Source organism: Streptomyces cinnabarinus, from assembly GCF_027270315.1.
In the GTDB taxonomy this organism is placed as follows: Bacteria; Actinomycetota; Actinomycetes; order Streptomycetales; family Streptomycetaceae; genus Streptomyces; species Streptomyces cinnabarinus.
Genome location: NZ_CP114413.1, coordinates 7,845,310 through 7,870,452 on the forward strand (window position 1 = coordinate 7,845,310; position 25,143 = coordinate 7,870,452).

The following is a 25,143-nucleotide window of genomic DNA, read 5'->3' on the forward strand; positions in this document are numbered from 1 at the left end:
GACCCATGCCGGAACTCCCCGAGGTCGAAGCGCTGAAGGACTTCCTCACCGAGCATCTGGTCGGCCATGAGATCGTCCGGGTGCTGCCGATGGCGATCAGCGTCCTCAAGACGTACGACCCACCCCTCACCGCGGTCGAGGGCCGTGAGGTCACCGCGGTGCGCCGGCACGGCAAGTTCCTGGACCTTCAGACGGCGGGCGGCCCCCACCTGATCACCCATCTCGCCCGCGCCGGATGGCTCCACTGGAAGGACCGCCTCCCCGACGGCCCGCCCAGACCCGGAAAGGGCCCGCTGGCCCTGCGGGTCGCCCTGGAGACCGGCGAGGGCTTCGACCTGACCGAGGCGGGCACCCAGAAGCGCCTGGCGGTCTACGTGGTCCAGGACCCCCAACAGGTCCCGGGCATCGCCCGCCTGGGCCCGGACCCGCTGGCGGACGACTTCGACGAGCCCCGCCTCGCCGCCCTCCTCAAGGACGAGCGCCGCCAGATCAAGGGCGCCCTGCGCGACCAGTCCCTGATCGCCGGCGTCGGCAACGCCTACAGCGACGAGATCCTGCACGCGGCGAAGATGTCCCCGTTCAAACTGGCCGCGAAGCTGACCCCGCAGGAGACGAGCACCCTGTACGAGGCCCTGCGCACGACCCTGACGGAAGCGGTGGACCGCTCACGGGGCCTTGCGGCGGGACGTCTGAAGGCGGAGAAGAAGAGCGGCCTGCGCGTCCACGGCCGCACCGGCGAACCCTGCCCGGTCTGCGGCGACACCATCCGCGAGGTCTCCTTCAGCGACTCCTCCCTCCAGTACTGCCCCACCTGCCAGACAGGCGGCAAGCCACTGGCGGACCGGAGGATGTCGCGGCTGCTGAAGTAGCGGCTCAGCTGCTCTCCAGCGTCACCAGATGCTCCCCGTCCGAGGTGCGCAGCTCGTAGCGGGCGATCTCGTCGGGGTGGAAGGCGGCGGCGCCCATCATGGTGTTCTCGCGGGCGTCGTGGCGGGCGGTCGTCCAGCTGGTGACCATCTGCTCCGAGCCGTCCGTGCCGATGGCGATCAGCCGGCAGGCGCGGGGCCCGGCGCCGTCCTTGACCTTCAGCTCGACCTGGGTGCCCCACGGCTCGTTCTCGGCGGTGACCTGGGCCCACACCCCCGAGCGTTCGTCGGTGGCGTCGACCTTGCGGGCCGCCGACGCGCTGTCCGCCGTCAGCATGGCGACCCCGGGGGACGCCAGCGCCACCGCCGCCGAGGCGGCCAGGCCGAACAGCAGACGTCGGCGGCGCATCCGGCTCCGGCCCGCCATCTCGCCCAGCAGCCGGTCCAGCAGCCGGGGGCCGGGCTTGGCCATCGGGTGCACGGCGCGCGGGGTGGCCCGGCGGTACAGCATCAACTGCCGGGTGGCGGGCCCGAATTCCGTCACGTGTGCCGCACAGCTGGGGCACTCCATGAGGTGATCCTCGAAGCGGAAGGCGTCCGCCTCGTCCAGCACGCCGAGCGCGTACGCGGCGACGTCGCGATGCCTCTCCAGGGACCTCATGCTGAATCCTCGGTGCCGTTGGGTGTGGGGTGGGTTACTCCTTGCTCCCACCGGTACGCACGTGACCGCCGAATCACTCAAGGCACACACAGAATCGCAACCAACGGATTCGGAGCCGCCGGGGCGGCGGATTGGTCCCGTAGCGGAAAAATTTTCCGAACGGCCTCCGCGGACCCCGAGCGCGGCCCCGTCTAGAAGAGGTGGATCGCCAAGTGCCCGAGCGGAAGACCCAGTTGCCAGGCCGGGGTCCACACCTTCGGGCCCTCGTCCTCGGTGCCCGGCGCGCCGCCGCCGGGCACCGCGTTGAGGTCGGGGGCGAGCAGCTCGGTCTCCTCCAGCCAGCGCCAGGCGGCCTCGGCGAGGTCCAGGTCGGGCGTGGGCCCCCCGGACTCGATCGCCGTGGCGGCGAGGTTCGCCATCCGCTCGCGCACCCAGTCCTGCCACGGCTGGTCGTACGCCGTCAGCGACAGCCAGGTGTCGAGCTGGGAGACGACCCGGATGCCGGAGAGTTCACCACCGGTGTCCGACAGGAAGATCGTCAACGCCAGCGCGTCCCGCCCGGCGCGGAACTCGAAGGACGTCGGCGGCATCAGATCGCCGGTGCGCAGCAGCTCGTCGGCGATGTACTCGGCGTACAACCACGCCATGGGGACGGTCAGTTCACCGCCACCGGTGCCGTCCGTGCTCTCTTGGCCTCTGTGCAGCATCCCTTCCTGCCTTCCTCCGGTGCGTACGCGTCGCCCGACACCGGGCTCCCAGTGCGGAACACGGATGAAGACAGCCGATTACTCAACCATGGTCCTCAGCAAGGCGCTTTACGGAGGTTTGACTCAGCCATTGGTTTCACCGCAGGTCGGCCGCGTATCCCGGAAGCACCCTGCGCAGGGCGCGCAGCGCGTAGTACGCGCGGGACTTCACGGTACCGGGCGGGATGCCGAGGGCCTGCGCCGCTTCCGCCACACTGGCACCCTGGAAGTACACCAGCACCAGGACTTCACGGTGCTCCGGAGTGAGTGTCTTCACAGCCTCGCGCACATCGAGGGCCGCCGCCGCCCGTTCGGCGTGATCGGCACAGACCCGCGCGTTCTCCAGGATCGCGTCGCCGACCTCGGGCGGCCGCGCCTGCCGGGCCCGCCGCGCGTCGATCGCGAGCCGCCGGCCGACGGTGAGCAGCCAGGGCCGTACGGAGTCGAAGTCGTCGGCGCGCAGGGCCTCGGGATGCTGCCAGGCGCGCACGAGCGTCTCCTGGACCAGGTCCTCGGCGCGCTGCCGGTCCCCGTCGCAGAGCCTGAGCAGCAGCGCGAAGAGAGGCCGGCCGTGCTCCCGCTGCAGTGCGGCGAGCTCGTGCTCGGCGGTCGTCGTCCCGTTGATGAGAGTGGTTCCGGCCGTCATGGCCGTATGGCATCGCAGGGCGCCGTCCGTGGACAGATCGCGCACACGGGTCTGCGACGGACGGTCGATCGCGTCGACGAACGGTTCGACGAACGGTCCCGGCCACCGTTCGCGCTGGGCCGGACGGGCTAAGGGGCGTGTCGGAACCAGGTACCGATGCGTCGCGATTCTTACCTATTGATGTGTAAATACGACCACATCGGGGTGAGTGATGATCGCACGCAGTCGACAGGTGGCCCTGGCCCTGACGGCCCTCCTCGCCGCGGGCGCGGCCTGCCAGGCCGACCGGCACGAGTCACCGGGGCGTCCCGCCCCCTCCGCCGCGGGTGCCCGTGGCTTCACCCTCGTCGCCTCCGGCGACGTCCTCCCGCACAGCTCCGTCATCGACCGGGCCCGCTTCGACGCGGGCGGCTCGGGCTATGACTTCCGCCCCATGCTGGCCGGGGCGAAACCCCTGGTCGACCGCGCCGATCTGGCCCTGTGCCACATGGAGACGGTCTACGGCGCGGACGGCGACTACACCGGCTACCCCGCCTTCAAGTCCCCGCCCGAGGTCGCCGCCGGCCTCGCCGCCACCGGCTACGACGGCTGCTCCACCGCCTCCAACCACAGCCTCGACGACGGCGCCGAGGGCATCCGCCGCACCCTGGACGCCCTCGACCGGGCGGGCGTACGGCACGCCGGATCCGCGCGCACCGAGGCCGAGGCCCGTACGGTCACCGTGCTGCGCGCGGGCGAGGCCCAGGTGGCGCACCTCGCCTACACCTACGGCACCAACGGCTATCCGCTCCCGGCCGGTCAGCCCTGGGCCGTGAACCTGATCGACGAGGCCCGGATCCTCGCCGACGCCCGCACCGCCCGCCGGGCCGGCGCCGACGTGGTCGTCGTCTCGCTGCACTGGGGCACCGAATGGCAGGACGAGCCCGACCGGCAGCAGCTGACCCTGGCCCGCTCCCTCACCGCCGCGCGCACCGGCGAGCGTCCCGACATCGACCTGATCCTCGGCACCCACGCCCATGTCCCGCAGGCCTACGAGAAGGTCAACGGCACCTGGGTGATCTACGGCATGGGCGACCAGATCGCCGGCCAGATGTTCAACCACGGCGGCAGCCCCGACCCGCGCGGCAACCAGTCCACGATCGGCCGCTTCACCTTCGCGCCGCCGGACAGGGCGGGCGCCCGCTGGAAGGTGACCAAGGCCGAATTCGTACCGCAGCTGTTCGACATCGACGCCGGGCGGGTGGTCGACCTCAACCAGGCGCTGAAGCAGGGGGCCGACGTCACCGCGGTGCGGGACCGGATCCGGGACGTGGTGTTCAGCCGCGGCGCGGAGAAGGACGGCCTGGTGATGGGGGAGTAGGACCGCCCGGTGGTCAGCCCGCGTCCTCCTCGTCGAAGGTCTTCAGCATCTCCTTCAGCACCCGCTTGCACGCCCGCAGCTCGGCGTCGGTCAGACCGCCGCCGACCTGCCGGTTCAGGGCGTGCTCGCGCGCGAGGATCGCGTCGATCAGCGCCTCGCCCGCTGCCGTGATCCGGATCAGCGAGGACCGCTGGTGGGCGGGGTTGGGCGTGACCTCCGCCCAGCCCTCCGCCACCGCGTCGTTGACCATGCGCTGCACGAACTGCCGGGACAGCGCCATGATCCGGCCCATCTGAGGCACCGTCATCGGCCCGTACCGGCGCAGCAGCACCAGGACGGAGCGCACGCCGACGGAGACCCCCTCGACCTGTTCGCCCTGCTCGATCTTGCGCAGCCCGCGCCGGTAGAGCGCGCCGATCAGGTCGAACACCTCGGAGACGTGATGGCCGAGTTCGTCGGGCGGAAGCGGGGTGTCGTTGTCGTTCACCGGGACATCATGCATCGACCCATCATGACAACCGGGTTGTCAAAGCGCCAAGAAGATGACACCTTAGTTGTCATGACTGCTGCTGCTGATCTCCGCTTCTTCCCGTCCGCCGACGGTGACCTCGCCTACCTCGACACCGGCTCCGGCGACCCGGTCGTCCTGCTGCACTGCGGGTTCGTCGACCACCGCTTCTGGGCGGACCAGATACCGGCGCTCGCGAGCCGCTACCGGGTCATCGCCCCGGACGTACGCGGCCACGGCTTCTCGGCCAACGCGACCGAGCCGTTCCGCTGGCCCGACGACCTCGCCGCCCTGCTCCGCCATCTCGACACCGGGCCCGCCGTCCTCGTCGGTGTGTCGATGGGCGGCGTGATCGTCACGGACACGGCGCTGGAACACCCCGAACTCGTCCGAGCCGTTGTCACCTGCGGTGCGGCGACCGGCGATTTCCAGTACCAGGACCCCTGGACCCAGGAGATCGGGGCCGAGTACGCGCGCACCCTGGGCGCGGGCGACCTCGAGGGCTGGCTGGCCGCCTTCCTGCGGGTGGTGCCCGGCGAGCACCGGAGCGCCGCGGACATCGACCCGCGGATCATGGAGCGGCTCCGGGAGATGGCCCTGCACACCATCACCAAGCACACGCCGGGCGAGACGGACTGGCACGTACGGGTGACCGACTCCTGGTCCCGGCTGCCGAAGATCGACGTACCGCTGCTCGCCCTCAACGGCACCCTCGAACCGGCCGAGCTGCTCGACGCCGCCGAGCGCCTCGCCCGTACCGTCCCCGACGGCCGCACCGAGACCATCGAGGGCGTCGGTCACTACCTCAACCTGGAGAAGCCCGAGGAGTTCAACCGGATCCTGCTGGACTTCCTGCGCTCCGTATGAGGGAAGGCTGAATTGCCAAATTTAGCAACTCCCTACATGCTGAGGCTGCTGTGCCCGCTTCCGGTAACCGCGGGCACAGCGCTGTCTTTTCTGCCTCCTACGCGGGCAACGACCGGGCCCACCGTCGGTTCGTTCCCGGCCCCGTGGGCCAGAGCACCTCGACGTCGATTCCGTGGCTGCGGGCGTAGGCCACCAGATGGGCTGTGGCGTCCCGTCCGTTCGACGGCGAACCGTCCCACACCACCAGGACATGCGTGCAACTGCGCAGCAGGCTCTCGTCGGTGGCCACGCAGGCGCCCCGGTCGTCCGGGTCGTACTCCACCAGCCGGACCTGCTCCGACAGCAGGAGCAGCTCACCGGCCGCCTTCCGGTCGGGCTCGGGCAGCGGCGCGGGCACGTCGTGGTGCGACGGCAGCACCGTCACCAGGGCCAGCCCCGCCTTGCGGGCGGCCCGGCCGAACGCCACCGGCAGTCCCTTCCCCGCACGGACCAGCCCGGCCCTGCCCGCCCTGGCGAAACCTGCCAGCCGGGAGCGCAGTTCCTCCTCCACCAGCTCAAGCGTCGAGGCGCTGAGGTCGGGATGTCCCACAACAGCGATCACCCTGGCGTCCGTCCTTTCTCCCGGTCTCCCAGGGAACCTGCCCAGTGAGACGTCTGCCTGATCGTCCCGGGCGCGGACTCGGCGAGCCAGAGTCGCCCGGGGGCAGGATGGGGGCCGAAAGGACCTTGCGGGCGGCCGGCGCTCGTGCCGGGACGGCGTCCTACGGCACGACCGTCACCGGCCAGCGGCCCGCCTTCACCAGCCGGATCGCGACCGACCCCACGATCCGGTGCCCCGCCTGCTCCGAGGCGCCGACCACCACCGCGTCCGCCTTCAGATCGTCGGCCGCCTTCACCAGGCCGTTGTAGGGGTCACCGCGGAAGGTGTGGAACTCCCAGCGCACATCGAATATCCCCTTCGTGCGCTCGGTCGCCTCCCGGATCTGCGCCACCAGATCCTCGGCGATCTCGTCGGTCACCTCCGCGACCGGCGCCCCCAGCGCCGCGCCCGCCGCCATCACCGGCTGGACGTACACCACGGCCAGCAGCGCGTGCTGCCGCCGGGCCAGCCCGCCCGCGTAGGCCGCGGCCCGCAGTGAGGAGTCGGAGCCGTCGACCCCGACCACGATGACCTTCGGCCCGTCCGTACCCCGCTCGAACCGGTGCGCGTGCTGTTCCGTCACGCCGCCGAGGCTATCGGAACCCGCAGGTCCCGCCGCCGAGGGGCGGCTCGACGGCACCCTCGATGCGCTGGGGTGCCGCCTTGCTGACGGTCCGTCATGGGCCGGGCGGGTGGAATCGTGCGGCCGGTTCAGTGTCGTCGTGGTGCGTCGGTGGCCGGCCGGGCGACTGATGAGTCATGCAGAAGGATCAGTTGCTCACCCGGCTGCTCACCCGGCGCCGGGCCCTGTTCGCCGGTGTCGCCGCTGTCGGCGCCGCTGGTACCGCCGGTCTGATCGCGCTGGGCACCGACGCCGAGCCGGTCAGGACCGCCGCCCCCGCCGCGGGCCCCCCGGCGCGCCGCGCGTTCAAGCCCTCCGCCTACCGACTCCAGCCCCTCACCGGCTACGGCCCGCCCCGGGCGGCGCCCCGCCGGGTCCCGGTCCGCCACACCCCGCTGCTGCGGATGACCGGCCGCGGCCGGACCATGGTGCTGACCTTCGACGACGGCCCCGACCCCCGCTATACGCCCGCCGTCCTGGACACCCTCGCCGAGTACGACGTACGCGCGATGTTCTTCGTGTGCGGGGAGATGGCGGCCGCCCGCCCGGACCTGCTGGCCCGGATGGCGGAGGAGGGCCATGTCGTGGGCAACCACACCTGGTCCCACCCGCTTCTCACCCGGCTGACCCGCCGTCAGATCCGCTCCCAGATGGAACGCACCAGCGATGTCGTCGAGGAGGCCACCGGCGAACGCCCCCAGTGGTTCCGCGCGCCCTACGGCGCCTGGAACCGCGCCGCGTTCCAGCTCGGCGCCGAACTCGGCATGGAACCGCTGGCCTGGACCGTCGACACCCTCGACTGGACCACCCCCGGCACCCGGACCATCGTCGACCGGGTCGGGAACGGCGCCGCCCCCGGCGTCGTGGTGCTCTCGCACGACGCCGGGGGGGACCGTTCCCAGAGTGTCCGCGCCCTGCGGGACTATCTCCCCGAGCTGCTGGACTCCGGCTACCACGTCACCGTCCCGCGGCGGCAGTACACCTGAGGGGCGCCCTTCGCCCGCCCGGCCGGGGCACGCTCAGCGGACCTCGACCAGGCGGGCGAAGGTGACCACATTGCCCGCGTAGCCGCTCTGCTTGGAGAAACCGCCGCCACAGGTGATGACCCGCAATTCAGCGGTGCCCTTGGAGGCGTAGACCCGATCGCCGGGGAAGTCGTTCTTCTCGAAGACCTCGATGCCGTAGATCTCGAAGACGGCCGTCTTTCCGTCCTTGCGCGCCACCTCGACGCGACTTCCCTTCTTCAGGGCGCCGAGCCCGTAGAACACGGCGGGCCCCTGGCTGTTGTCCACATGCCCCACGACGACCGCGGTGCCCTTCTCGCCGGGCGACACGGCACCGGTGAACCAGCCCGCCAGGTTCGGGTCCTCCGGCGGCGGCGCGTCGACCCAGCCGTTCGCGTCCAGGCTCACCGGCATCATCGGCGCGTCCACCTGGATCGCCGGGATCCGCACCCGGTCCGGCACGGCGTACGGCAGCGGGTCGGGGGCGTTCGCGAAGGTGCCGCCCGGCAACCGGCTGTCCGCCGCCGCGGCCGACGCGGGCTGCGGCGGGCCCACGTCGAACTCCCCCGAACCATTCCGAATGAGCGCGAGGCCGGTCAGCAGAACAAGCGCTATCACGCCCCAAGGAGCGCGCTTCTTCCGCCGCTCCTCCTCTTCGGCCAGCTCGGACCCAATCATTCTTTTCCCCTCTCGACGCGGCCGTCGCCCCGTCATTCGCGCATACGGGAACGCTAAGCGCCGTGCGCGGAACCGGCGACGGGTGCGACTGCGAACGGGTGGCCCGGACTCCGTTCGGCAATCCTTGGTGCGCCATCCGAGTTGCCGTGACCAGGAAATTTCTGACGGTCCGTGACCTGCGGCAATATCCGATTGTGCGGTTTTCCTTCGGCGTGTCCGCTCACCAGGACGGACCATTCTCGAAATGCGGCCCTGTGCTGGGCATCTGAGGGTTTTTCTGGGAGGCGCTTTCTCGCCGATCGACCGGGGACCGTTCCCGGGGCGTCTTCCGCGGAGGATCAGATGCGTAACTCTCGTGCCCTGGCGGTGTCAGCGGCGGCGGTGGCCGCCCTCGGGCTCGCCGCCCCGGCGGCCGTCGCGTGGGACACCCCCAGCAATATCGTCGCCCTGCCCAGCGTCATCGCCCGCGGCGGCCAGCTGACCATCACCGTCGACGGCTGCCGGAACGGCGGCACCGCGACCTCCAACGCCTTCCCCTCGACCTCGCTGTCGCCCATCCACGGCGCCAACGAGACCTCGAAGGGCACGGCGACGATCAACTCCAACGCGCGCCCCGGCACGCACGACATCACCGTCACCTGCGACGGCAAGACCCTGACCCGCCCGGCCGCCTTCACCGTCATCGGCGGTGTGCAGGGCGGTATCGGCGGCAGCTCCACCTCCGGGGCCACGCCGACCGACATCGCCATCGGCGGCGGTCTGGTGGCCGCCGCGGTCGTCGGTGGCGGGCTGTTCTGGATGCGCCGCCGGTCCGAGAAGCGGATCTGATCCGCCGCTCCGTCCGGAGCTGATTCCGGCGCTCTTCGGGGATCGCACGTCAACGAAGAAGGCCTTCGCCCCGGCCCCCCCTCGCGGGGGGACCGGGGCGAAGGCCTGTGCGCGCGGCGGCGGGGGTCAGCTGCTCTCCTCCGAGGTGCGCTTGCGGGAGAGGCGGTAGGCCGCCCCGATCGAGCCCGCGATGAGCAGGGCACCGAGACCGATCTCCTTGAGGTCGAACCCGGCGACGCTGCCGCCCTCACCGGCGTGCACTCCGCGCGGCGGGACGAGCGGCTGCGGGATCGGGTGGCCGGTGGGCCGGCCGCCGGCGATGGTCAGATCCGTGGATCCGCCGGCGCCGTCACAGGTGAACATGACCTTGTACATCGCCCCCGGCTTGGCGTCCCAGTCCACGACGGCCGTCGCGTGCGACTGGCCCGGCGGGATGGTGACCGTGTCGAAGACCGCGGAGTTGACCGTGGCGGGTCCCTTGCAGCCGCCGTCCCGTTCGATCCGCAGGGTGACCTGGCCGCCCGCCGCGATGGTGGACGGCAGGACGCTGAAGCCGAACGGCGTGATGTTGTCCTCGCCCTTCGCCTGGGCGGCGGGCGCGGTGAAGGTCAGGGCCGTCAGGCCCAGCAGTGCGGCCGAAGCGACGCGTATCGCGCGCATGGTGGTTCCTCCGGGTCCCCGAGGAGCAGCTGCGGACCTTTTCCGCTTGCGCCAGAAATGCACCTCGATGATCGAAACGCTAGGAAGGTGCGCACATCTGCGCGAACGCAGTCGTACGAATGGGGCAAGCGTGTGGGCCGCTCAGGGGACAGGTGTTCCCGCGACCGGGGGACGGCGACGGTGTGTCGCCCCCGCCCCCGGCGTGCCGCCCGGGTGAGCCGCCGTCAGCCCTTGGCGTCCGGGAAGAGGTTCAGGAACGGTTCCGCGGACGCCGTGACGCCTCGGCTGTAGGGCGCATCGAAGTCCCAGATGAGGAAGAGCAGGAAGGCGATCAGCGCGGAGAACAGCCCGGCGAGGATCAGCTCGCGGGGTGTTCGCCGGATCTGGAGGGCGAGGATCATCCCGATGGTGATCACGGCCCCGGCGATCAGCCCGAACCACACCACCCCCGGCATGGTCTCCCCGGTCGCGCCGGCGCGGGCGTTGCGTGCCTGGTCGGCGGCGGCGACCTGGTCGACGATCGGCTGGTAGGCCTGGGCCTCGAAGTCGGTGCGCGGTTCGTAGTCGGTGACGTCCTCCCGGACGCGCTGGAGCAGCTCGGCGCCCCGGTCGGTCACCTCGCTGCGGTCGGCCATTGTCTTCCACTCGACGGTGACGACGTGTCCGACATAGGCGTTGACATCCTCCCGAATACGGTCACGCACCTCGGGCGGATACACGCGGACCCGCTCGGAGACCTCGTGCAGGGCGATCGCCTCGGCTTGGACGTGGTCCTCGGCCGCGCTGCGTCCCTCCCACACACCCGCGATGGCCAGGCCCAGCACGATGGCGTAGACGACACCGATCCACATCGTCATGTACTCGATGACGTCCGGCGTCTCGGAGGGGTCCTCGTCGTCCGCCGCCGTGCGATGACGGACGAACGTGATGATGATCACCACGACGCAGGCGGCCACCATCGCGAGGGTGAGAACAAGCCATTCCGGCAAGGGATGCCTCCAGGGATCAGCGCGGGCGCAGCGCGGCGACGGCGACGATCGCGGGCGCGGCGATGAGCAGGACGAAGGTGAGGGGCGCGGTGGCACCGCGGCTGGGCGGCCGCTTGGGCGCGGGGCGGTGGCGCGGGTAGTGCACCGGGGCCACGGAAGGACGCGGGGCGGGCTCGGCCGACGGCGTCGGGGTCGGCTCGGGGCTCGGCGGCGGTGGGGTGGGTGCGGGGGGCGGGGCCTGCTGCGGGCGGGGCGCCGCGGGCGCGGGGGCCGGGGGCGGCGGTTTCGGGGTCGGGGTGGGGGGCGGTGGTGGTGTCGGCCTGGGCCGCTCGGGGGTGGGCTTCGGGGGCGGTTTCGGGGTGGGCTTCGGCGGTTCGGGTGGGGGCGTCGGGGTCGGGCAGGGCGTGGGGGGAGGCGGGGGTGGCGTCGGTGGCGGGCACGAAGGGGGAGTGAGCCAGGTGGCGCTCCCGGCGACCGCCACCGCCTCGGTGCCGCCCGGCCCGGTCGAGGCGTACGCGCAGGCGTCGGCCGCGGCCGGGGCGGCCGGTGCCCCCACGAGCAGCCAGCTCAGGGCCAGCAGTGCCAATACCCGGGCGGCGAGGGCGGAATGGGTCGATTCGGGTCCATGCACGACTCAGGATCCTGAGGTCCGCCGACGGTCCAGAATCCTTTCTGCTCGGGTGGATTGCCCCGAATGAGGGACAGCGGCGGCGGGCGGTTTGATGGGCGGCCCACCGGGCGCCCGCCGCCCCGGTCACCTGTGCGAGTGGCGGGAGTGATCACAGGTTTTGGAAAGAAATTTGCGCCGCGATTGAACACGACCATGGTCCGGCTGCGTACCCAATGCTGTGCGGCGGCGCAGCAGGGCGCTGCAACACCCTTGTGATTATGGGGAGTTGAAGATGAAGACCTCGTGGCGGAGCGCCTCGCTCGTGGTGAGCGCCGTGGCCGTGCTGGCGCTGACGACGGCGTGCGGTCAGGAGACCACCCCGCCGGCGAGCAGCCAGAACGTCGGTGCGACGGCCGCGGCCGGGGATTACGGATCCGCCGGTACGGGCCTGGGCACGGGCGCCGAATCCGGTACCGCCGGAGCGGGTGCGGCCGGGGCCGGGGCCGGGACCCAGGCGACCGCGGCCGGCGAACTTTCCGTGTCCACCAACGCCGAGCTGGGCAAGGTGCTGACCGACAGTGCCGGGCTCACCCTCTACCGCTTCGACAAGGACACCGCGGAACCGCCGAAGACCAACTGTGACGGCGACTGCGCCACGGCCTGGCCGCCGGTTCCCGCGGACGACGCCAGCGCCGGCGCCGGAGTTGACGAGTCGGAGCTCGGCGAGGTCACCCGCGCCGACGGCACCAAGCAGCTGACCATCGGCGGCTGGCCCGCGTACCGCTATGCCAAGGACGTCAACGCCGGTGACACCAAGGGACAGGGTGTGGGCGGCACTTGGTACGCGCTGGCCCCCGACGGCAAGAAGGCCAAGGCGGCCGCCGATCTGCCCGGCCTGTCCACCCGCAAGGACCCCAAGCTCGGTGAGATCGTCGTCGACAAGAACGGCATGACGGTCTACCGCTTCATGAAGGACGAGGCCTGGCCGGAGCCGGTCTCCAACTGCACCGGTGCCTGCCTGGAGAAGTGGCCGGTGGTCGCGCCGGTGGCGAACAACGACACCAAGGGCGTGCAGAAGAAGGGCCTGATGAGCTTCACCCGCTCCGACGGCGCCAAGCAGCAGACCGTCAACTGCTGGCCCATCTACACCTTCGCCGGTGACAAGGCCCCCGGCGACACGAACGGTCAGGGCGTCGGCGGCACCTGGTACGCCGTGGCCCCCGACGGAAAGCCGATCGGCGCGCCGGAAGAGGAGTAGGAGGCGAGAGCTCGACGAGTGCAGGGCGAACGGTCAGCGCGCTGAACCACAGGTCCACCCCTTCCGCACCGCAACGGAGGGGGTGGACCTGTGTGTTGGACCGGACCGGCCGTCGTCCCCCTTTCCCATGATTCGGAACTCTGTGGAATGCTTCGGATGCATTTCGTAACCGGAATCCCGTCTCGTGAATTCGGCACGTGCCGCAGGCAGTGACCGGGAACGGATGGTCAATTTCCGTTTCGGCTCGCCCCTTTGGCGGGCGATCAGTAGCCTCAGCTCGAACACTGGATCGCCTGAGCCTTGGAGAGGTAGATGGAGCGTCCCGCGTGGGCCCCACGGAGCATCGACATCTCGGTGCCGAGCGTCTCGCGAATCTACGACTACTACCTGGGCGGTTCGCACAACTTCGAGGTCGACCGGGAAGCCGCCCGCCGGGCCATGGAGTTCCTGCCGGGACTGCCCAAGGTGATGCAGGCGAACCGGGCGTTCATGCGCCGCGCCGTGCGCTACGCCGCCGCCGAGGGCATCACCCAGTTCCTCGACATCGGCTCGGGCATCCCCACCTTCGGCAATGTCCATGAGGTGGCGCGGGCCGCCAGCCCCGAGGCGCGGGTGGTCTACGTCGACCACGACCCGGTCGCCGTCGCGCACAGCGAGGCGGTGCTGGACGGCGACGAGCGCACCGGCGTCGTCGCGGCCGATCTGCGCAAGCCGCACGAGATCCTGGCGAGCCCCCAGGTGGAGCGGCTTCTCGACCTGAACCGTCCGGTGGCCCTGCTGCTCGTTGCCATACTGCACTTCGTGGAAGACGCGGACGACCCGTATACGGCGGTGGCCGAGCTGCGCGACGCGCTCGCGCCCGGCAGCCTGCTGATCCTCACCCATGCCTCGTACGAGGGAATCCCGCTTCCCGCGGAGCGGGCCGAGGGCACGGTGGGCGTATACAAGGACATTCGCAACCCGCTGATCATGCGCTCGCGCGAGGAGATCGCGCGGTTCTTCGAGGGGTACGACATGGTGGAACCCGGACTGGTGTCGATGCCGCGGTGGCGGCCGGACACCGCACCGGAGGAGGAGGATCCATGGGCCTTCTCCGGGTTCGCGGGCGTGGGGCGTACGGCGTGAGCGCGGAGCCGGACGGGCCGGAGGACAGACTGCGCCGGTTCGCGACGATCTGGAGCCGGGCCGTGTTCCCGGTGACCTCCACCTCGTCGACCCGGCCGGAGTTCGAGCAACAACTGCTGCCGCTCGCCCGCCGGTTGAGCCAGGGCCTGCTGGCCAGGGCCTTCGACGCGGAGGAGGCGCGCGCGGTGGGCGCCGCCCTGGTGGGCGCGCACTGCACCGACCCGGAGGCACTCAGCCGCAGCCTGGACTGCGTCGACGCCTACTTGGTGCTGTACTGCGGCGACGGCAGCGCCCAGGAGGACCTGCGGGCCCGCAGCGGCCGGCTCCAGCACGCCATGGCGGCCGGGTTCGCCCAGGCGCTGCGCGAACGGACGCTGGCCGAGCAGGAGGCGATCTCCGCGGCGGCCCTGGCGGCCCAGGGCGTGGTGGCACAGGCGCTGCACGCCAGCGAGGCCCGCTTCCGCGCGGTGTTCGAGGGCGCCGCCATAGGAATCGGCATCGCCGACCTGGCGGGCAACATACTGCAGGTCAACGGCGCCCTGGTGCGCATGTTCGGCGGCGCGGAGCAACTGGTGCGCGGCCGCAACGTCATGGAGTGGACGCACCCCGAGGACGCGCCGCAGGTCTGGAAGCTCTACGAGGAGCTGGTGCGCGGCGAGCGCGAGCACTACCACGTGGAGAAGGCGTTCTACCGCCCCGACGGAACGGTCCTGTGGACCAACCTCACCGTCTCCCTGCTGCGCGACGCCGACGGCAACCCCGAGTACCAGCTGGCCCTCATGGAGGACACCACCGAGCGGCGGCTGCTCAACCTCCGGCTGCGCTACGAGGCCACTCATGACGCGCTCACCGGGCTGCCCAACCGCACGCTGTTCTTCGAGCGCCTGGAGAAGGCGCTGGGCGCGGGGGAGGGCCAGCGGTTCGGGCTGTGCTATCTCGACCTCGACGGCTTCAAGACCATCAACGACAGCCTCGGGCACGCGGCCGGTGACCGGCTGCTGGTGGAGGTCGCCGACCGGCTCCAGTCCTGCGCGACCGCGCCCGGCGAGATGGTCGCCCGGCTCGGCGGCGACGAGTTCGTCGCGCTGACCACCGGCCCCGACACCGAGCGGGAGGTCGACGAGCTGGCCGCCCGGATCATGAACGCGCTGGTCGCCCCGATCACCGTCGAGGGCCGGGCGCTGACCGTGCGCGGCAGCATCGGCATCGTGGAGGGCCCGGCGGGTGAGCGCGGCCCGGCGGAGGTGCTGCGCAGCGCCGACATCACGATGTACCGGGCCAAGTCGGCGGGCGGCAACCGCTTCGAGCTGGCCGACCCGGAGGCCGACGCCCGCGCGATCACCCGGCACGGGCTGACCACGGCGCTGCCGACCGCCCTGGACCGGGGCGAGTTCTTCATCGAGTACCAGCCGCTGGTCCACCTCGGTGACGGCGGCGTACGCGGCGCCGAGGCGCTGGTGCGCTGGCTGCACCCGCAGCACGGCGTCCTCGGCCCGGACCGGTTCATCCCGCTCGCCGAGCACACGGGCCTGATCGTTCCGCTCGGCCGCTGGGTGCTGGAGCAGTCGGTGCGCCAGGCCCGGGACTGGCGCGAGCGGCACGCGGACGCGGGCCCCATGCGCATCAACGTCAACCTCTCGCCGTGCCAGCTCACCCACCCCGGACTGGTGCAGGACACGGTCGAGATCCTGGAGCGCGCGGGGGTGGACCCCGACGCGCTGTGCCTCGAAGTCACCGAGTCGGCGCTGATCGGCGCCGACGACGACCTGCTCAAGCCGCTGCGCCGACTGGCCGAGATGGGCGTCGACATCGCCCTGGACGACTTCGGCACCGGCTACTCCAACCTCGCCAACCTGCGCCGCCTGCCGGTGAGCGTCCTCAAGCTGGACCGATCCTTCACCCAGAGCATGCAGCAGTTCCCGGCGGACCCCGTCGACCTCAAGATCGTCGAGGGGATCGTTTCGCTCGCCCACAGCCTGAACCTCGCGGTCACCGTCGAAGGCGTCGAAACCGGAGCCCAGGCCGAGCAACTCCGCATACTCGGCTGCGACACGGCCCAGGGCTGGTACTACGCCCGCCCGGGCCCACCGGAGCGCCTGCACGAGCTGGCGCTGGTGGACGCAACGGGCTGAGCTGCCACGGTCGTACGGGAGTCCGGTGCGGGCTCTAGTGCTCCAGCAGCATGCGCTGAAGCTCTCGCGCCGCCCGCGGCGGAGCCACGTCGCTGCGGTGTGCCAGTGCGATCGTGCGGTGCAGGCCGGGCGGGGCCAGTGGGGTGACCCGTAGGCCCCGGCCCGCCCGTGCCGCCACCATCCGTGGGACCACCGCCACGCCCAGGCCCGCCCGGGCGAAGCCCAGGACCGCGTCCATCTCGCCGCCCTCCACCGCGAAGTCCGGTTCGAAGCCCTCGGCGCGGCAGGCGGCGACCGTGAGTTCCCGCAGGTCGTAGCCGTGCCGGAACATCACCAGGCGTTCGCCCTCCAGGTCGGCGACGCGGATCGCCCGCTTGCCGTGGCCGGGCTTCGGGGCGTCCGGGGAGGAGACCACCACCAGGTCCTCGCGCAGGAGTTCCACGGTCGCGAGGGCGGGGGAGGGGGTGGGGAGGGGGAGCACGACCAGCGCCAGGTCCAGCGCGCCGCGGGCCAGTTCGCGTACCAGGTCGTGGGAGCCGCCCTCCTCGATCATGAGGTGGATGCCGGGGTAGCGGTCGTGGAAGGCTCGCAGGACGTCCGGCAGCAGGCCCGTGCACAGGCTCGGGGTCGCCCCCAGCCGGACCCGACCGCTGCGCAACTGCACCAGCTCCTGGACTTCGAGCCGCGCTGTATCCGCGTCGGCCAGGATGCGCCGGGCCAGCGGAAGCAGCGCCTCGCCCGCGTCGGTGAGCGTGATGTTGCCGCGGGCCCGCAGGAACAGGTCGGCGCCGAGCTCCCGCTCCAGGGCCTTGATCTGCTGGGACAGCGACGGCTGCGACACATGGACCAGGTCGGCGGCCCGGGTGAAGTGCCGGGTCTCGGCGACCGCCACGAAGTACTGGAGCTGCTGGAACTGCATGGCCTTCACGATAGCCGTTGGCTATGGAAACGAGCCGGAGGATGTCTTGGACCGATCGGGCCCTCGCCCCCTAACTTCTAGTGACATGGCTCTGGCAACGCGGACGGACCGACGACCGTCCATGGCACGCACGGTGTGGGACAGCTCCGTCGGCAAGAAGACCGTGATGGCGGTCAGCGGGCTGATCATGCTGTCGTATCTGGTCGTCCACATGATGGGGAACCTGAAGATCTTCTTCGGGGCCGGGGAGTTCAACGAGTACGCGCACTGGCTGCGCACGGTCGGCGAGCCCTTCATGCACTACGAGTGGACGCTCTGGCTGGTCCGGATCGTGCTCGTGGTCGCGGTGATCGCGCACGGCGTCTCCGCCTACCAGCTCAGCCGCCGCGACATCAAGGCGCGGCCCAACAAGTACGTGCACAAGAAGCCGCGGGCGAGCTACGCCACCCGCACCATGCGCTGGGGCGGGATCATCCTCGCCCTGTTCATCGTCTGGCACCTCCTCGACCTGACGACCGGCACCGTGCACTCGGGCGGCTTCGAGGAGGGGCGCCCGTACCAGAACGTCGTGGACACCTTCTCCACCTGGTACGGCAACGTCATCTACATCGTCGCGGTCCTCGCCGTCGGCATGCACATCCGGCACGGCTTCTGGAGCGCCGCCCAGACCCTGGGCGCCGGCAGCCGCAGCCGCGACCGCGCCCTGAAGACCGTCGCCAACGTTCTCGCGCTTGTGCTCACCTGCGGCTTCCTCGCCGTACCCGTGGGCGTCATGACCGGAGTGGTGAGCTGAGATGACCTACACCGACTACCTGACCGGTGAGCCGGTCGTCGACTCCAAGGCGCCGCAGGGCTCCGTCAACGAGCGCTGGGACAAGCGCCGTTTCGAGGCCAAGCTGGTCAACCCCGCCAACCGGCGCAAGCACACGGTGATCGTCGTGGGGACGGGCCTGGCCGGCGGCTCCGCCGGGGCCACCCTCGCCGAACAGGGCTACCACGTCGTCCAGTTCTGCTACCAGGACTCCCCGCGCCGCGCCCACTCCATCGCCGCGCAGGGCGGTATCAACGCCGCGAAGAACTACCGCAACGACGGCGACTCCGTGCACCGCCTGTTCTACGACACCGTCAAGGGCGGCGACTTCCGGGCCCGGGAGTCGAATGTGCACCGGCTCGCGCAGATCTCGGTCGAGATCATCGACCAGTGCGTCGCCCAGGGTGTGCCGTTCGCGCGTGAGTACGGCGGTCTTCTCGACACCCGGTCCTTCGGCGGAGTCCAGGTGTCCCGCACCTTCTACGCCCGTGGCCAGACGGGCCAGCAGCTCCTGCTCGGCGCCTACCAGGCGCTCAGCAGGCAGATCGCGGCGGGCAATGTGGAGATGCACCCGCGGACCGAGATGCTCGACCTGATCGTCGTCGACGGCCGAGCGCGCGGGATCGTGGCCCGGGATCTGATCACCGGCAAGATCGACACCTACTTCGCGGACGCCGTCGTACTCGCCAGCGGCGGCTACGGCAACGTCTTCTACCTGTCGACGAACGCCATGAACTCCAACGCCACCGCCGTCTGGCGGGCGCACCGGCGCGGCGCCTACTTCGCCAACCCCTGCTTCACGCAGATCCACCCCACCTGTATCCCGCGCACCGGCGACCACCAGTCCAAGCTGACGCTGATGAGCGAGTCGCTGCGCAACGACGGCCGGATCTGGGTGCCGAAGGCCAAGGGCGACGACCGGCCCGCGAACAAGATTCCCGAGGACGAGCGCGACTACTACCTGGAGCGCATCTACCCGTCCTTCGGCAACCTCGTGCCCCGTGACATCGCCTCCCGCGCCGCGAAGAACGTCTGCGACGAGGGCAGGGGAGTGGGGCCCGGCGGCCAGGGCGTCTACCTCGACTTCGCCGACGCCATCAAGCGCATGGGCCGCAAGGCCGTCGAGGCCAAGTACGGCAACCTCTTCGACATGTACCACCGGATCACCGACGAGGATCCGTACCAGGTGCCGATGCGGATCTACCCCGCCGTGCACTACACGATGGGCGGGCTCTGGGTCGACTACGACCTCCAGACCACCATCCCGGGCCTGTTCGCGGTCGGCGAGGCCAACTTCTCCGACCACGGCGCCAACCGGCTCGGCGCCTCCGCGCTGATGCAGGGCCTGGCCGACGGCTACTTCGTGCTCCCGGCCACCATCAACGACTACCTGGCCCGCAACCCGCACCAGGAGTCGGTGACCACCGAACACCCCGCCGTGCAGGAGGTGCTGGCCGAGACCGAGGACCGGGTCAACCTCCTGCTCTCGGTGGACGGCGACCGCACCCCGGACTCCTTCCACCGCGAAGTCGGCGAACTCATGTGGGAGTTCTGCGGCATGGCCCGCAGCGACACCGGACTGCGCAAGGCGCTGGAGCGCATTCCGCAGATCCGTGAGGAGTTCTGGCGGCGGATCAAGGTGCCCGGCACCGGCGAGGAGTTCAACCAGTCGCTGGAGAAGGCCAACCGCGTCGTCGACTACCTGGAGCTCGCCGAGCTGATGTGCCTCGACGCGCTGCACCGCGCCGAGTCCTGCGGCGGCCACTTCCGCGAGGAGTCGCAGACCGCCGACGGCGAGGCCGAGCGCCGCGACGAGGAGTTCACCTACGCGGCCGCCTGGGAGTTCACCGGCACCGGCGAGGCTCCGACCCTGCACAAGGAAGACCTGGTCTTCGAGTACGTCCACCCCACTCAGCGGAGCTACGCATGAAGCTCACCCTGCGCGTCTGGCGGCAGAAGAACGCCGACGCCGACGGCGCCATGTCCACCTACGACGTGGACGGCATCTCCTCCGACATGTCGTTCCTGGAGATGCTCGACACGCTCAACGAGGAGCTCATCCTCAAGGGCGAGGACCCGGTCGCCTTCGACCACGACTGCCGTGAGGGCATCTGCGGCGCGTGCTCCCTGGTGATCAACGGGGACGCGCACGGGCCGGAGCGCACCACCACCTGTCAGCTGCACATGCGGTCCTTCCAGGACGGCGACACGATCGACATCGAGCCGTGGCGGGCCTCCGCGTTCCCGGTGATCAAGGACCTGGTGGTGGACCGGTCGGCGTTCGACCGGATCATCCAGGCCGGCGGCTACATCACCGCGCCCACCGGGGCCGCCCCCGAGGCGCACGCGACGCCGGTGCCCAAGCCGGACGCCGACTTCTCCTTCGAGCACGCCGAGTGCATCGGCTGCGGGGCGTGCGTGGCCGCCTGCCCGAACGGCGCGGCGATGCTGTTCACCTCCGCCAAGGTCAACCACCTCAATGTGCTCCCGCAGGGTGCTCCCGAGCGGGAGACCCGGGTGCTGGACATGGTGGCGCAGATGGACGACGAGGGCTTCGGCGGCTGCACGCTGACCGGAGAGTGCGCGACCGCGTGCCCGAAGGGCATCCCGCTGGTCTCCATCACGAGCATGAACAAGGAGTGGCTGCGGGCGACCCGTAAGTCCGCGAAGCGCTAGGCACACAGACGTTCGCCGTAATGGTGCGGACGGGCGGGGCCGGGAGTGGTGCTCCCCGGCCCCGTCTCGCCTTTTCCGCACCACGACTACTCAGCGCAGGAAGTCCCGCCGGATCAGCGTGCTCCCCAGCGCGGCCGCCGCCGCCCGTACCGCCGTCGCCTGGGTCTCCGGCCGGAACCTGCTGGTCGGCCCGGCCACGCTGATCGCCGCCAGGGGTTCGTCCGCGCGGCCGAGCACCGGCGCGGCCACGCACACCAGACCCAACGTCGACTCCTCCCGCTCGAAGGCGATCCCCGTCTCGGTCACCCGCTGCAACTGGCGGCGCAGCATGCCCGGCGCCACCACGGTGTGCGGGGTACGACGCTCCAGCGGCCCGGTGAGCACCGCGCGCCGCAGCTCGGCGTCCGCGTGGGCGAGCAGCGCCTTGCCGATCGCCGTGCAGTGCAGGGGCATCCGCCCGCCGGTGCGCGAAGGGACCCTCGCCTGCCGGTGTCCGCCGATCTTGGCGACGTACACGACGTCATGGCCCTCGCGCAGGCCCAGGTGCACGGTTTCGTGGGTGCGCTCGTACAGGTCCTGGAGGAACGGCATCGCCACCTCCAGCAGGCTGCGCTCCAGTGAGGCGAGCATGCCGAGTTCGAAGAGGCCGCCGCTGAGCCGGTAGCCGCCCTCGGCGCGCTCCAGCAGCCGGTTGGCGACCAGTTCGCCGGAGAGCCGGTGCACCGTCGCCTTGTGCAGACCGGTGCGCTGGACCAGGTCGGCGAGGCTCACGGCGTGGTCGTCGGGACGGAAGGCGCGCAGGATCGTGACGGCCTTGCCCAGCACCGTGTTGAGGTCGGCCGTGTCCGTCATGTCCGCCAGCGTATCGCTGAGCGAGACGAAGTGCTGGTTCGGTGTTCCGCCCGACCGCACAGTGAAGGCGTGAACGACAGCAAATCGCTCGCCACCGCGAGCCCCTCCGACATCGTGGCCGCGGCCGGGCGCATCGCCGGGGCCCTCGCCTCCGGGGTGCCGTGCGCGCCCGTGCGGGACCTGATCGGCCGGGACGACCTCGCCGCCGCCTACGCCGTGCAGGCCGTGCTGACCGAGCGCCGGATCGCCGCCGGCGCGAGGGTCGTCGGCCGCAAGATCGGCCTCACCTCCGAGGCCGTACAGCGGCAGCTCGGTGTCGATCAGCCCGACTTCGGGTTCCTCTTCGACGACATGGCGTATGCCCACGGCGACACGGTCCCGTCCGGCCGGGTCCTCCAGCCGCGGGCCGAGGCGGAGATCGCGTTCGTGCTGGGCGCGGACCTGGCCGACGGGCCGCTCGACCGCGAGCGGGTCCGCGCGGCGATCGCGTACGGCGTGCCCGCGCTGGAGATCTGCGGCAGCCGGATCGCGGGCTGGGACATCAGCTTCGGCGACACGGTCGCGGACAACGCCTCCGCGGGCGCCTATGTCCTCGGCGAGGAGCGGCTGAAGCTCGACGAGTTCGACCCGGTGGACGTCGCCATGTCGATGACGATCAACGGCGAGGAGGTCTCCACCGGGTCCGGCGCCGCCTGCCTCGGCGACCCCGTCGAGGCGGTCGTCTGGCTGGCCCGCACCGCCCGTGAACTCGGCGAGCCACTGCGCGCGGGCCAGGTCGTCCTCTCCGGCGCCCTCGGCCCGATGCGTCCGGTCGCCGCCGGTGACACCGTCACCGCCACCCTGTCCGGCCTCGGCGCCGTGACGGTCCGCTTCAGCGAGGGGGCAGCATGAGCAGGACGAAGGTCGCGGTCATCGGCTCGGGCAATATCGGCACCGACCTGATGATCAAGGTGCTGCGGGGTTCACGGCACCTGGAGATGGGCGCCATGGTCGGTATCGACCCCGCCTCGGACGGGCTGGCCCGCGCCGCCCGGCTCGGGGTGCCCACCACCTACCAGGGCGTGGACGGGCTCCTGGCCCTGCCGGGCTTCGACGAGATCGAGATCGTCTTCGACGCCACCTCGGCCAAGGCCCACGAGGCGAACGCCGCCAGGCTGCTCCCGCTCGGGAAGCGGCTGATCGACCTCACCCCGGCCGCGATCGGCCCGTACGTCGTCCCGGCCGTCAACCTCGACGAGCACCTGGACGCGCCCGACGTCAACATGGTCACCTGCGGCGGCCAGGCCACCATCCCCGTCGTCGCCGCGGTCAGCCGGGTCGCGCCCGTCGCGTACGCCGAGATCGTCGCGTCGATCGCGTCGAAGTCGGCGGGCCCCGGCACCCGCGCCAACATCGACGAGTTCACCGAGACCACCTCGGCCGCCATCGAGCGGGTCGGCGGTGCGCGCCGCGGCAAGGCGATCATCGTCCTCAACCCGGCCGAGCCGCCGCTGATGATGCGGGACACGGTCTTCTGCCTGGTCACGGAGCCGGACCCGGCCCTGCACGACGAGATCAGGCGGTCGGTGGAGAAGATGGTCGCCGACGTCGCCGCGTACGTCCCCGGCTACCGCCTCAAGCAGCGGGTGCAGATCACCGAGATCCCCGCCGACCAGCCGGTGGGGACCTTGCTGGCCGACTCCGAAGGCCGCCCCACCCACCAGGTGTCCGTCTTCCTGGAGGTCGAGGGCGCCGCCCACTACCTCCCGGCCTACGCCGGAAACCTCGACATCATGACCTCCGCCGGCCTTCAGGTCGCGGAGCGGATCGCAGCACGGAAGGCGGGCCGCTGATGGGCACCCCGATCTTCGTCCAGGACGTGACCCTGCGCGACGGCATGCACGCCGTACGGCACCGGATCACCCCCGAGGACGTCAAGCGCGTCGTCTCCGCGCTCGACCGGGCCGGCGTCGACGCGATCGAGGTCGCGCACGGCGACGGCCTGGCCGGCGGCTCGGTCACCTACGGCCCCGGCTCGCACACCGACTGGGAGTGGATCGAGGCGGCGGCCTCCGTACTGGAACGCGCCCGCCTCACCACCCTGCTGCTGCCCGGCGTGGGTACCATCCACGAGCTGAAGCGCGCCTACGACCTCGGCGTGCGCTCGGTCCGCGTCGCCACGCACTGCACCGAGGCCGACATCGCCGCCCAGCACATCGCCGCCGCGCGCGACCTGGGCATGGACGTCTCCGGTTTCCTGATGCTCTCCCACATGGCCCCGCCCGAGGAACTGGCCGAGCAGGCCAAGCTGATGGAGTCGTACGGCGCGCACTGCGTCTACGTCACCGACTCCGGCGGCCGGCTCACCATGAACGACGTGGCCGCCCGGGTACGGGCCTACCGCGACGTCCTGGACTGGGAGACCGAGATCGGCATCCACGCCCACGAGAACCTCTCGCTGTCGGTCGCCAACTCCGTCGTGGCCGTGGAGAACGGGGTGCGCCGCGTCGACGCCTCGCTCGCCGGGCACGGCGCGGGCGCGGGGAACTGTCCGCTGGAGGCGTTCATCGCGGTCGCGAACATCTCCGGGTTCGAGCACGGCTGCGATCTCTTCCGGCTCCAGGACGCCGCCGACGACATCGTCCGGCCGTTGCAGGACCGTCCGGTGCGGGTCGACCGGGAGACGCTGACGCTGGGGTACGCCGGTGTCTACTCGTCGTTCCTGAGGCACGCGGAGGCCGCCGCGGCGCGGTACGGGATCGATGTCCGCGAGATCCTCATGGAGTGCGGCCGCCGCGGGCTCGTGGGCGGCCAGGAGGACATGATCGTCGACATCGCGCTGACGCTCGTGGCCGAGCGGGCCGCCTGAGGGGGCCTCAGCGTGTGGCGAGGAGCGCCTCGCCGAGTGCCGCCGTGGCGTCGGCGAGTTCCTCCATGAACTGCGCGATCGGCTTGCCGTCCGCCGACTGCAAGGACACGAACGCCCCGTCGAAGCCGCCCATGCAGAAGTGGGCGAGCGCGTCGGCGACCCGGTCGGCGGCGGCCTCGCCCTCACCCGCGAACGCGGAGCGGATCATGACCCGCATATAGGCGCGGCCCTCGTCCCGGACGGACTGCACGGTCGCCAGCGCCTCCGACGCCTCGGCCGCCTCATGACTCATCACCAGCACCAGGAGCAGCCGCAGGAACTCCTCACGGTTCTCGATGACTTCACCGGTCCGGCCCAGGTACCAGCGCAGGCGCTCGCGTGGTGTGCCGCCCTCGGGCGGGGTGCGGTGCGCCTCGCGCATGGCGTCGAAGAAGCCCTGGGCGCCCTGTTCCATGACGGCGGAGAGCAGCCCCGCCTTGGACTCGAAGTGGTGGTAGAAGGCGCTCTTCGGCAGGCCCGTCTCCTTGACGAGCGTCGACATCGACGTGCCGGCGTAGCCGCGCACCGACATCACGCGTGCGGCCGCATCGAGGATCTCCTGCCGTGAGCGGCGACCGCGGCGGTTGCTGGTGTGCGCTCTCGGCGCGGACGTGTCCACCTGCCGAAGTCTAGGCGGCCCCTGACCGGCGGTGATCCATCGCTGATCAGGGGCCGTCGTGCCTTATCACGAAATCGTGCGAGAACCCTTGACATGCGACGGCCGTGACTTGCTAGCCTCCGAGAAATGGACCGACCGATCGGTCCAAAACTTCCGTACGTGGGACGTGCGGATGGGAC

At 71.1% G+C, this 25,143-nt stretch carries 27 protein-coding genes; 14 read left to right on the top strand and 13 right to left on the bottom strand.

What is annotated here, in order from left to right; genetic code table 11:
• The first annotated feature begins 5 nt into the window (after positions 1 to 5).
• Positions 6 to 869 (top strand): Fpg/Nei family DNA glycosylase, encoded by an 864-nt coding sequence (locus tag STRCI_RS35385; RefSeq protein WP_269663055.1) that lies wholly within the window; start codon positions 6 to 8, stop codon positions 867 to 869.
• A 4-nt stretch (positions 870 to 873) separates the two neighbouring features.
• Here the strand turns inward: STRCI_RS35385 and STRCI_RS35390 are convergent, their stop codons facing one another.
• The 3 genes from STRCI_RS35390 to STRCI_RS35400 form a co-directional block, all read right to left on the bottom strand.
• On the bottom strand, positions 874 to 1,527 hold the full coding sequence (locus STRCI_RS35390; protein WP_269663056.1) for a zf-HC2 domain-containing protein: 654 nt from the start codon (positions 1,525 to 1,527) through the stop codon (positions 874 to 876).
• 191 nt (positions 1,528 to 1,718) lie between these two features.
• Positions 1,719 to 2,234, bottom strand: coding sequence for a hypothetical protein (locus tag STRCI_RS35395; protein WP_269663057.1), 516 nt, complete (start codon positions 2,232 to 2,234; stop codon positions 1,719 to 1,721).
• A gap of 136 nt (positions 2,235 to 2,370) precedes the next feature.
• Positions 2,371 to 2,919, bottom strand: a complete 549-nt coding sequence (locus tag STRCI_RS35400) for a sigma-70 family RNA polymerase sigma factor (RefSeq protein WP_269663058.1) — start codon at positions 2,917 to 2,919, stop codon at positions 2,371 to 2,373.
• Positions 2,920 to 3,130: 211 nt separating this feature from the next.
• On the opposite strand from STRCI_RS35400, the gene STRCI_RS35405 reads away from it, so the two are divergent.
• Positions 3,131 to 4,279 (top strand): CapA family protein, encoded by a 1,149-nt coding sequence (locus STRCI_RS35405; protein WP_269663059.1) that lies wholly within the window; start codon positions 3,131 to 3,133, stop codon positions 4,277 to 4,279.
• 13 nt (positions 4,280 to 4,292) lie between these two features.
• On the opposite strand, the gene STRCI_RS35410 is transcribed toward STRCI_RS35405, so the two are convergent.
• Complete coding sequence (locus STRCI_RS35410) at positions 4,293 to 4,766, bottom strand: MarR family winged helix-turn-helix transcriptional regulator (protein ID WP_269663060.1); 474 nt, start codon at positions 4,764 to 4,766, stop codon at positions 4,293 to 4,295.
• 72 nt (positions 4,767 to 4,838) lie between these two features.
• On the opposite strand from STRCI_RS35410, the gene STRCI_RS35415 reads away from it, so the two are divergent.
• On the top strand, positions 4,839 to 5,654 hold the full coding sequence (locus STRCI_RS35415) for an alpha/beta fold hydrolase (RefSeq protein WP_269663061.1): 816 nt from the start codon (positions 4,839 to 4,841) through the stop codon (positions 5,652 to 5,654).
• A gap of 97 nt (positions 5,655 to 5,751) precedes the next feature.
• Here the strand turns inward: STRCI_RS35415 and STRCI_RS35420 are convergent, their stop codons facing one another.
• Positions 5,752 to 6,255, bottom strand: a complete 504-nt coding sequence (locus STRCI_RS35420; RefSeq protein WP_269663062.1) for a hypothetical protein — start codon at positions 6,253 to 6,255, stop codon at positions 5,752 to 5,754.
• A gap of 160 nt (positions 6,256 to 6,415) precedes the next feature.
• Positions 6,416 to 6,877 carry a universal stress protein gene (locus tag STRCI_RS35425; protein WP_269663063.1) on the bottom strand — a complete coding sequence of 154 codons (462 nt, stop codon included), beginning with the start codon at positions 6,875 to 6,877 and terminating at the stop codon, positions 6,416 to 6,418.
• 176 nt (positions 6,878 to 7,053) lie between these two features.
• Here STRCI_RS35425 and STRCI_RS35430 point away from each other — a divergent pair, with 176 nt between their 5' ends.
• Positions 7,054 to 7,902 (top strand): polysaccharide deacetylase family protein, encoded by an 849-nt coding sequence (locus STRCI_RS35430; RefSeq protein WP_269663064.1) that lies wholly within the window; start codon positions 7,054 to 7,056, stop codon positions 7,900 to 7,902.
• 33 nt (positions 7,903 to 7,935) lie between these two features.
• On the opposite strand, the gene STRCI_RS35435 is transcribed toward STRCI_RS35430, so the two are convergent.
• Complete coding sequence (locus tag STRCI_RS35435) at positions 7,936 to 8,598, bottom strand: class F sortase (protein ID WP_269663065.1); 663 nt, start codon at positions 8,596 to 8,598, stop codon at positions 7,936 to 7,938.
• A 342-nt stretch (positions 8,599 to 8,940) separates the two neighbouring features.
• Between STRCI_RS35435 and STRCI_RS35440 the strand changes: the two genes are divergently transcribed.
• Positions 8,941 to 9,426: a hypothetical protein gene (locus STRCI_RS35440; protein ID WP_269663066.1), complete on the top strand. Its 486-nt coding sequence runs from the start codon at positions 8,941 to 8,943 to the stop codon at positions 9,424 to 9,426.
• 126 nt (positions 9,427 to 9,552) lie between these two features.
• Here STRCI_RS35440 and STRCI_RS35445 read toward each other — a convergent pair whose 3' ends face one another.
• From STRCI_RS35445 to STRCI_RS35455, 3 genes are all read right to left on the bottom strand, one after another.
• Positions 9,553 to 10,086 (bottom strand): hypothetical protein, encoded by a 534-nt coding sequence (locus STRCI_RS35445; RefSeq protein WP_269663067.1) that lies wholly within the window; start codon positions 10,084 to 10,086, stop codon positions 9,553 to 9,555.
• A 224-nt stretch (positions 10,087 to 10,310) separates the two neighbouring features.
• The gene (locus tag STRCI_RS35450; RefSeq protein ID WP_269663068.1) at positions 10,311 to 11,075 is read right to left on the bottom strand and encodes a bestrophin-like domain; all 765 of its coding nucleotides are present in this window, start codon (positions 11,073 to 11,075) and stop codon (positions 10,311 to 10,313) included.
• Between the two features lie 16 nt (positions 11,076 to 11,091).
• Entirely contained in the window at positions 11,092 to 11,706 is a 615-nt protein-coding gene (locus tag STRCI_RS35455; protein WP_269663069.1) for a hypothetical protein, read from the bottom strand.
• A 271-nt stretch (positions 11,707 to 11,977) separates the two neighbouring features.
• Here STRCI_RS35455 and STRCI_RS35460 point away from each other — a divergent pair, with 271 nt between their 5' ends.
• From STRCI_RS35460 to STRCI_RS35470, 3 genes are all read left to right on the top strand, one after another.
• Positions 11,978 to 12,943, top strand: coding sequence for an SCO0930 family lipoprotein (locus STRCI_RS35460; RefSeq protein WP_269663070.1), 966 nt, complete (start codon positions 11,978 to 11,980; stop codon positions 12,941 to 12,943).
• Positions 12,944 to 13,255: 312 nt separating this feature from the next.
• Positions 13,256 to 14,068 (top strand): SAM-dependent methyltransferase, encoded by an 813-nt coding sequence (locus STRCI_RS35465; RefSeq protein ID WP_269663071.1) that lies wholly within the window; start codon positions 13,256 to 13,258, stop codon positions 14,066 to 14,068.
• Complete coding sequence (locus STRCI_RS35470) at positions 14,065 to 16,200, top strand: putative bifunctional diguanylate cyclase/phosphodiesterase (RefSeq protein ID WP_269663072.1); 2,136 nt, start codon at positions 14,065 to 14,067, stop codon at positions 16,198 to 16,200. The genes STRCI_RS35465 and STRCI_RS35470 overlap by 4 nt, the downstream gene beginning before the upstream one ends.
• Before the next feature lie 34 nt (positions 16,201 to 16,234).
• Here STRCI_RS35470 and STRCI_RS35475 read toward each other — a convergent pair whose 3' ends face one another.
• Positions 16,235 to 17,119: a LysR family transcriptional regulator gene (locus STRCI_RS35475; RefSeq protein ID WP_269663073.1), complete on the bottom strand. Its 885-nt coding sequence runs from the start codon at positions 17,117 to 17,119 to the stop codon at positions 16,235 to 16,237.
• Positions 17,120 to 17,240: 121 nt separating this feature from the next.
• Here STRCI_RS35475 and STRCI_RS35480 point away from each other — a divergent pair, with 121 nt between their 5' ends.
• Genes STRCI_RS35480 through STRCI_RS35490 form a run of 3 tightly spaced genes read left to right on the top strand, consistent with a single transcriptional unit; the run spans position 17,241 to position 20,606 of the window.
• Positions 17,241 to 17,912 carry a succinate dehydrogenase gene (locus STRCI_RS35480; RefSeq protein WP_269663074.1) on the top strand — a complete coding sequence of 224 codons (672 nt, stop codon included), beginning with the start codon at positions 17,241 to 17,243 and terminating at the stop codon, positions 17,910 to 17,912.
• 1 nt (position 17,913) lies between these two features.
• Complete coding sequence (locus STRCI_RS35485) at positions 17,914 to 19,860, top strand: fumarate reductase/succinate dehydrogenase flavoprotein subunit (protein WP_269663075.1); 1,947 nt, start codon at positions 17,914 to 17,916, stop codon at positions 19,858 to 19,860.
• The gene (locus STRCI_RS35490; RefSeq protein ID WP_269663076.1) at positions 19,857 to 20,606 is read left to right on the top strand and encodes a succinate dehydrogenase/fumarate reductase iron-sulfur subunit; all 750 of its coding nucleotides are present in this window, start codon (positions 19,857 to 19,859) and stop codon (positions 20,604 to 20,606) included. Before STRCI_RS35485 ends, STRCI_RS35490 begins: the two co-directional genes overlap by 4 nt.
• A gap of 90 nt (positions 20,607 to 20,696) precedes the next feature.
• Here the strand turns inward: STRCI_RS35490 and STRCI_RS35495 are convergent, their stop codons facing one another.
• Positions 20,697 to 21,458, bottom strand: coding sequence for an IclR family transcriptional regulator (locus STRCI_RS35495; RefSeq protein WP_269663077.1), 762 nt, complete (start codon positions 21,456 to 21,458; stop codon positions 20,697 to 20,699).
• A gap of 69 nt (positions 21,459 to 21,527) precedes the next feature.
• Between STRCI_RS35495 and STRCI_RS35500 the strand changes: the two genes are divergently transcribed.
• The 3 genes from STRCI_RS35500 to dmpG are packed head-to-tail and all read left to right on the top strand — an operon-like array spanning position 21,528 to position 24,306.
• Entirely contained in the window at positions 21,528 to 22,349 is an 822-nt protein-coding gene (locus tag STRCI_RS35500) for a 2-keto-4-pentenoate hydratase (protein ID WP_269663078.1), read from the top strand.
• Positions 22,346 to 23,290, top strand: a complete 945-nt coding sequence (locus STRCI_RS35505; protein WP_269663079.1) for an acetaldehyde dehydrogenase (acetylating) — start codon at positions 22,346 to 22,348, stop codon at positions 23,288 to 23,290. Before STRCI_RS35500 ends, STRCI_RS35505 begins: the two co-directional genes overlap by 4 nt.
• Positions 23,290 to 24,306 (top strand): 4-hydroxy-2-oxovalerate aldolase, encoded by a 1,017-nt coding sequence (gene dmpG / locus STRCI_RS35510; RefSeq protein WP_269663080.1) that lies wholly within the window; start codon positions 23,290 to 23,292, stop codon positions 24,304 to 24,306. The genes STRCI_RS35505 and dmpG overlap by 1 nt, the downstream gene beginning before the upstream one ends.
• A 7-nt stretch (positions 24,307 to 24,313) precedes the next feature.
• Here the strand turns inward: dmpG and STRCI_RS35515 are convergent, their stop codons facing one another.
• Positions 24,314 to 24,964 carry a TetR/AcrR family transcriptional regulator gene (locus STRCI_RS35515; RefSeq protein ID WP_269663081.1) on the bottom strand — a complete coding sequence of 217 codons (651 nt, stop codon included), beginning with the start codon at positions 24,962 to 24,964 and terminating at the stop codon, positions 24,314 to 24,316.
• Positions 24,965 to 25,143: the final 179 nt, after the last annotated feature.

Bases quoted from the DNA above. Each gene is read 5' to 3' on its own strand.
- STRCI_RS35400 (WP_269663058.1), bottom strand. From the start codon at position 2,919: ATGACGGCCGGAACCACTCTCATCAACGGGACGACGACCGCCGAGCAC.
- STRCI_RS35495 (WP_269663077.1), bottom strand. From the start codon at position 21,458: ATGACGGACACGGCCGACCTCAACACGGTGCTGGGCAAGGCCGTCACG.
- STRCI_RS35385 (WP_269663055.1), top strand. From the start codon at position 6: ATGCCGGAACTCCCCGAGGTCGAAGCGCTGAAGGACTTCCTCACCGAG.
- STRCI_RS35395 (WP_269663057.1), bottom strand. From the start codon at position 2,234: ATGCTGCACAGAGGCCAAGAGAGCACGGACGGCACCGGTGGCGGTGAA.
- STRCI_RS35405 (WP_269663059.1), top strand. From the start codon at position 3,131: ATGATCGCACGCAGTCGACAGGTGGCCCTGGCCCTGACGGCCCTCCTC.
- STRCI_RS35460 (WP_269663070.1), top strand. From the start codon at position 11,978: ATGAAGACCTCGTGGCGGAGCGCCTCGCTCGTGGTGAGCGCCGTGGCC.
- STRCI_RS35480 (WP_269663074.1), top strand. From the start codon at position 17,241: ATGGCACGCACGGTGTGGGACAGCTCCGTCGGCAAGAAGACCGTGATG.
- STRCI_RS35430 (WP_269663064.1), top strand. From the start codon at position 7,054: ATGCAGAAGGATCAGTTGCTCACCCGGCTGCTCACCCGGCGCCGGGCC.
- STRCI_RS35440 (WP_269663066.1), top strand. From the start codon at position 8,941: ATGCGTAACTCTCGTGCCCTGGCGGTGTCAGCGGCGGCGGTGGCCGCC.
- STRCI_RS35475 (WP_269663073.1), bottom strand. From the start codon at position 17,119: ATGCAGTTCCAGCAGCTCCAGTACTTCGTGGCGGTCGCCGAGACCCGG.
- STRCI_RS35415 (WP_269663061.1), top strand. From the start codon at position 4,839: ATGACTGCTGCTGCTGATCTCCGCTTCTTCCCGTCCGCCGACGGTGAC.
- STRCI_RS35435 (WP_269663065.1), bottom strand. From the start codon at position 8,598: ATGATTGGGTCCGAGCTGGCCGAAGAGGAGGAGCGGCGGAAGAAGCGC.
- STRCI_RS35465 (WP_269663071.1), top strand. From the start codon at position 13,256: ATGGAGCGTCCCGCGTGGGCCCCACGGAGCATCGACATCTCGGTGCCG.
- dmpG (WP_269663080.1), top strand. From the start codon at position 23,290: ATGGGCACCCCGATCTTCGTCCAGGACGTGACCCTGCGCGACGGCATG.
- STRCI_RS35505 (WP_269663079.1), top strand. From the start codon at position 22,346: ATGAGCAGGACGAAGGTCGCGGTCATCGGCTCGGGCAATATCGGCACC.
- STRCI_RS35485 (WP_269663075.1), top strand. From the start codon at position 17,914: ATGACCTACACCGACTACCTGACCGGTGAGCCGGTCGTCGACTCCAAG.
- STRCI_RS35490 (WP_269663076.1), top strand. From the start codon at position 19,857: ATGAAGCTCACCCTGCGCGTCTGGCGGCAGAAGAACGCCGACGCCGAC.
- STRCI_RS35390 (WP_269663056.1), bottom strand. From the start codon at position 1,527: ATGAGGTCCCTGGAGAGGCATCGCGACGTCGCCGCGTACGCGCTCGGC.
- STRCI_RS35445 (WP_269663067.1), bottom strand. From the start codon at position 10,086: ATGCGCGCGATACGCGTCGCTTCGGCCGCACTGCTGGGCCTGACGGCC.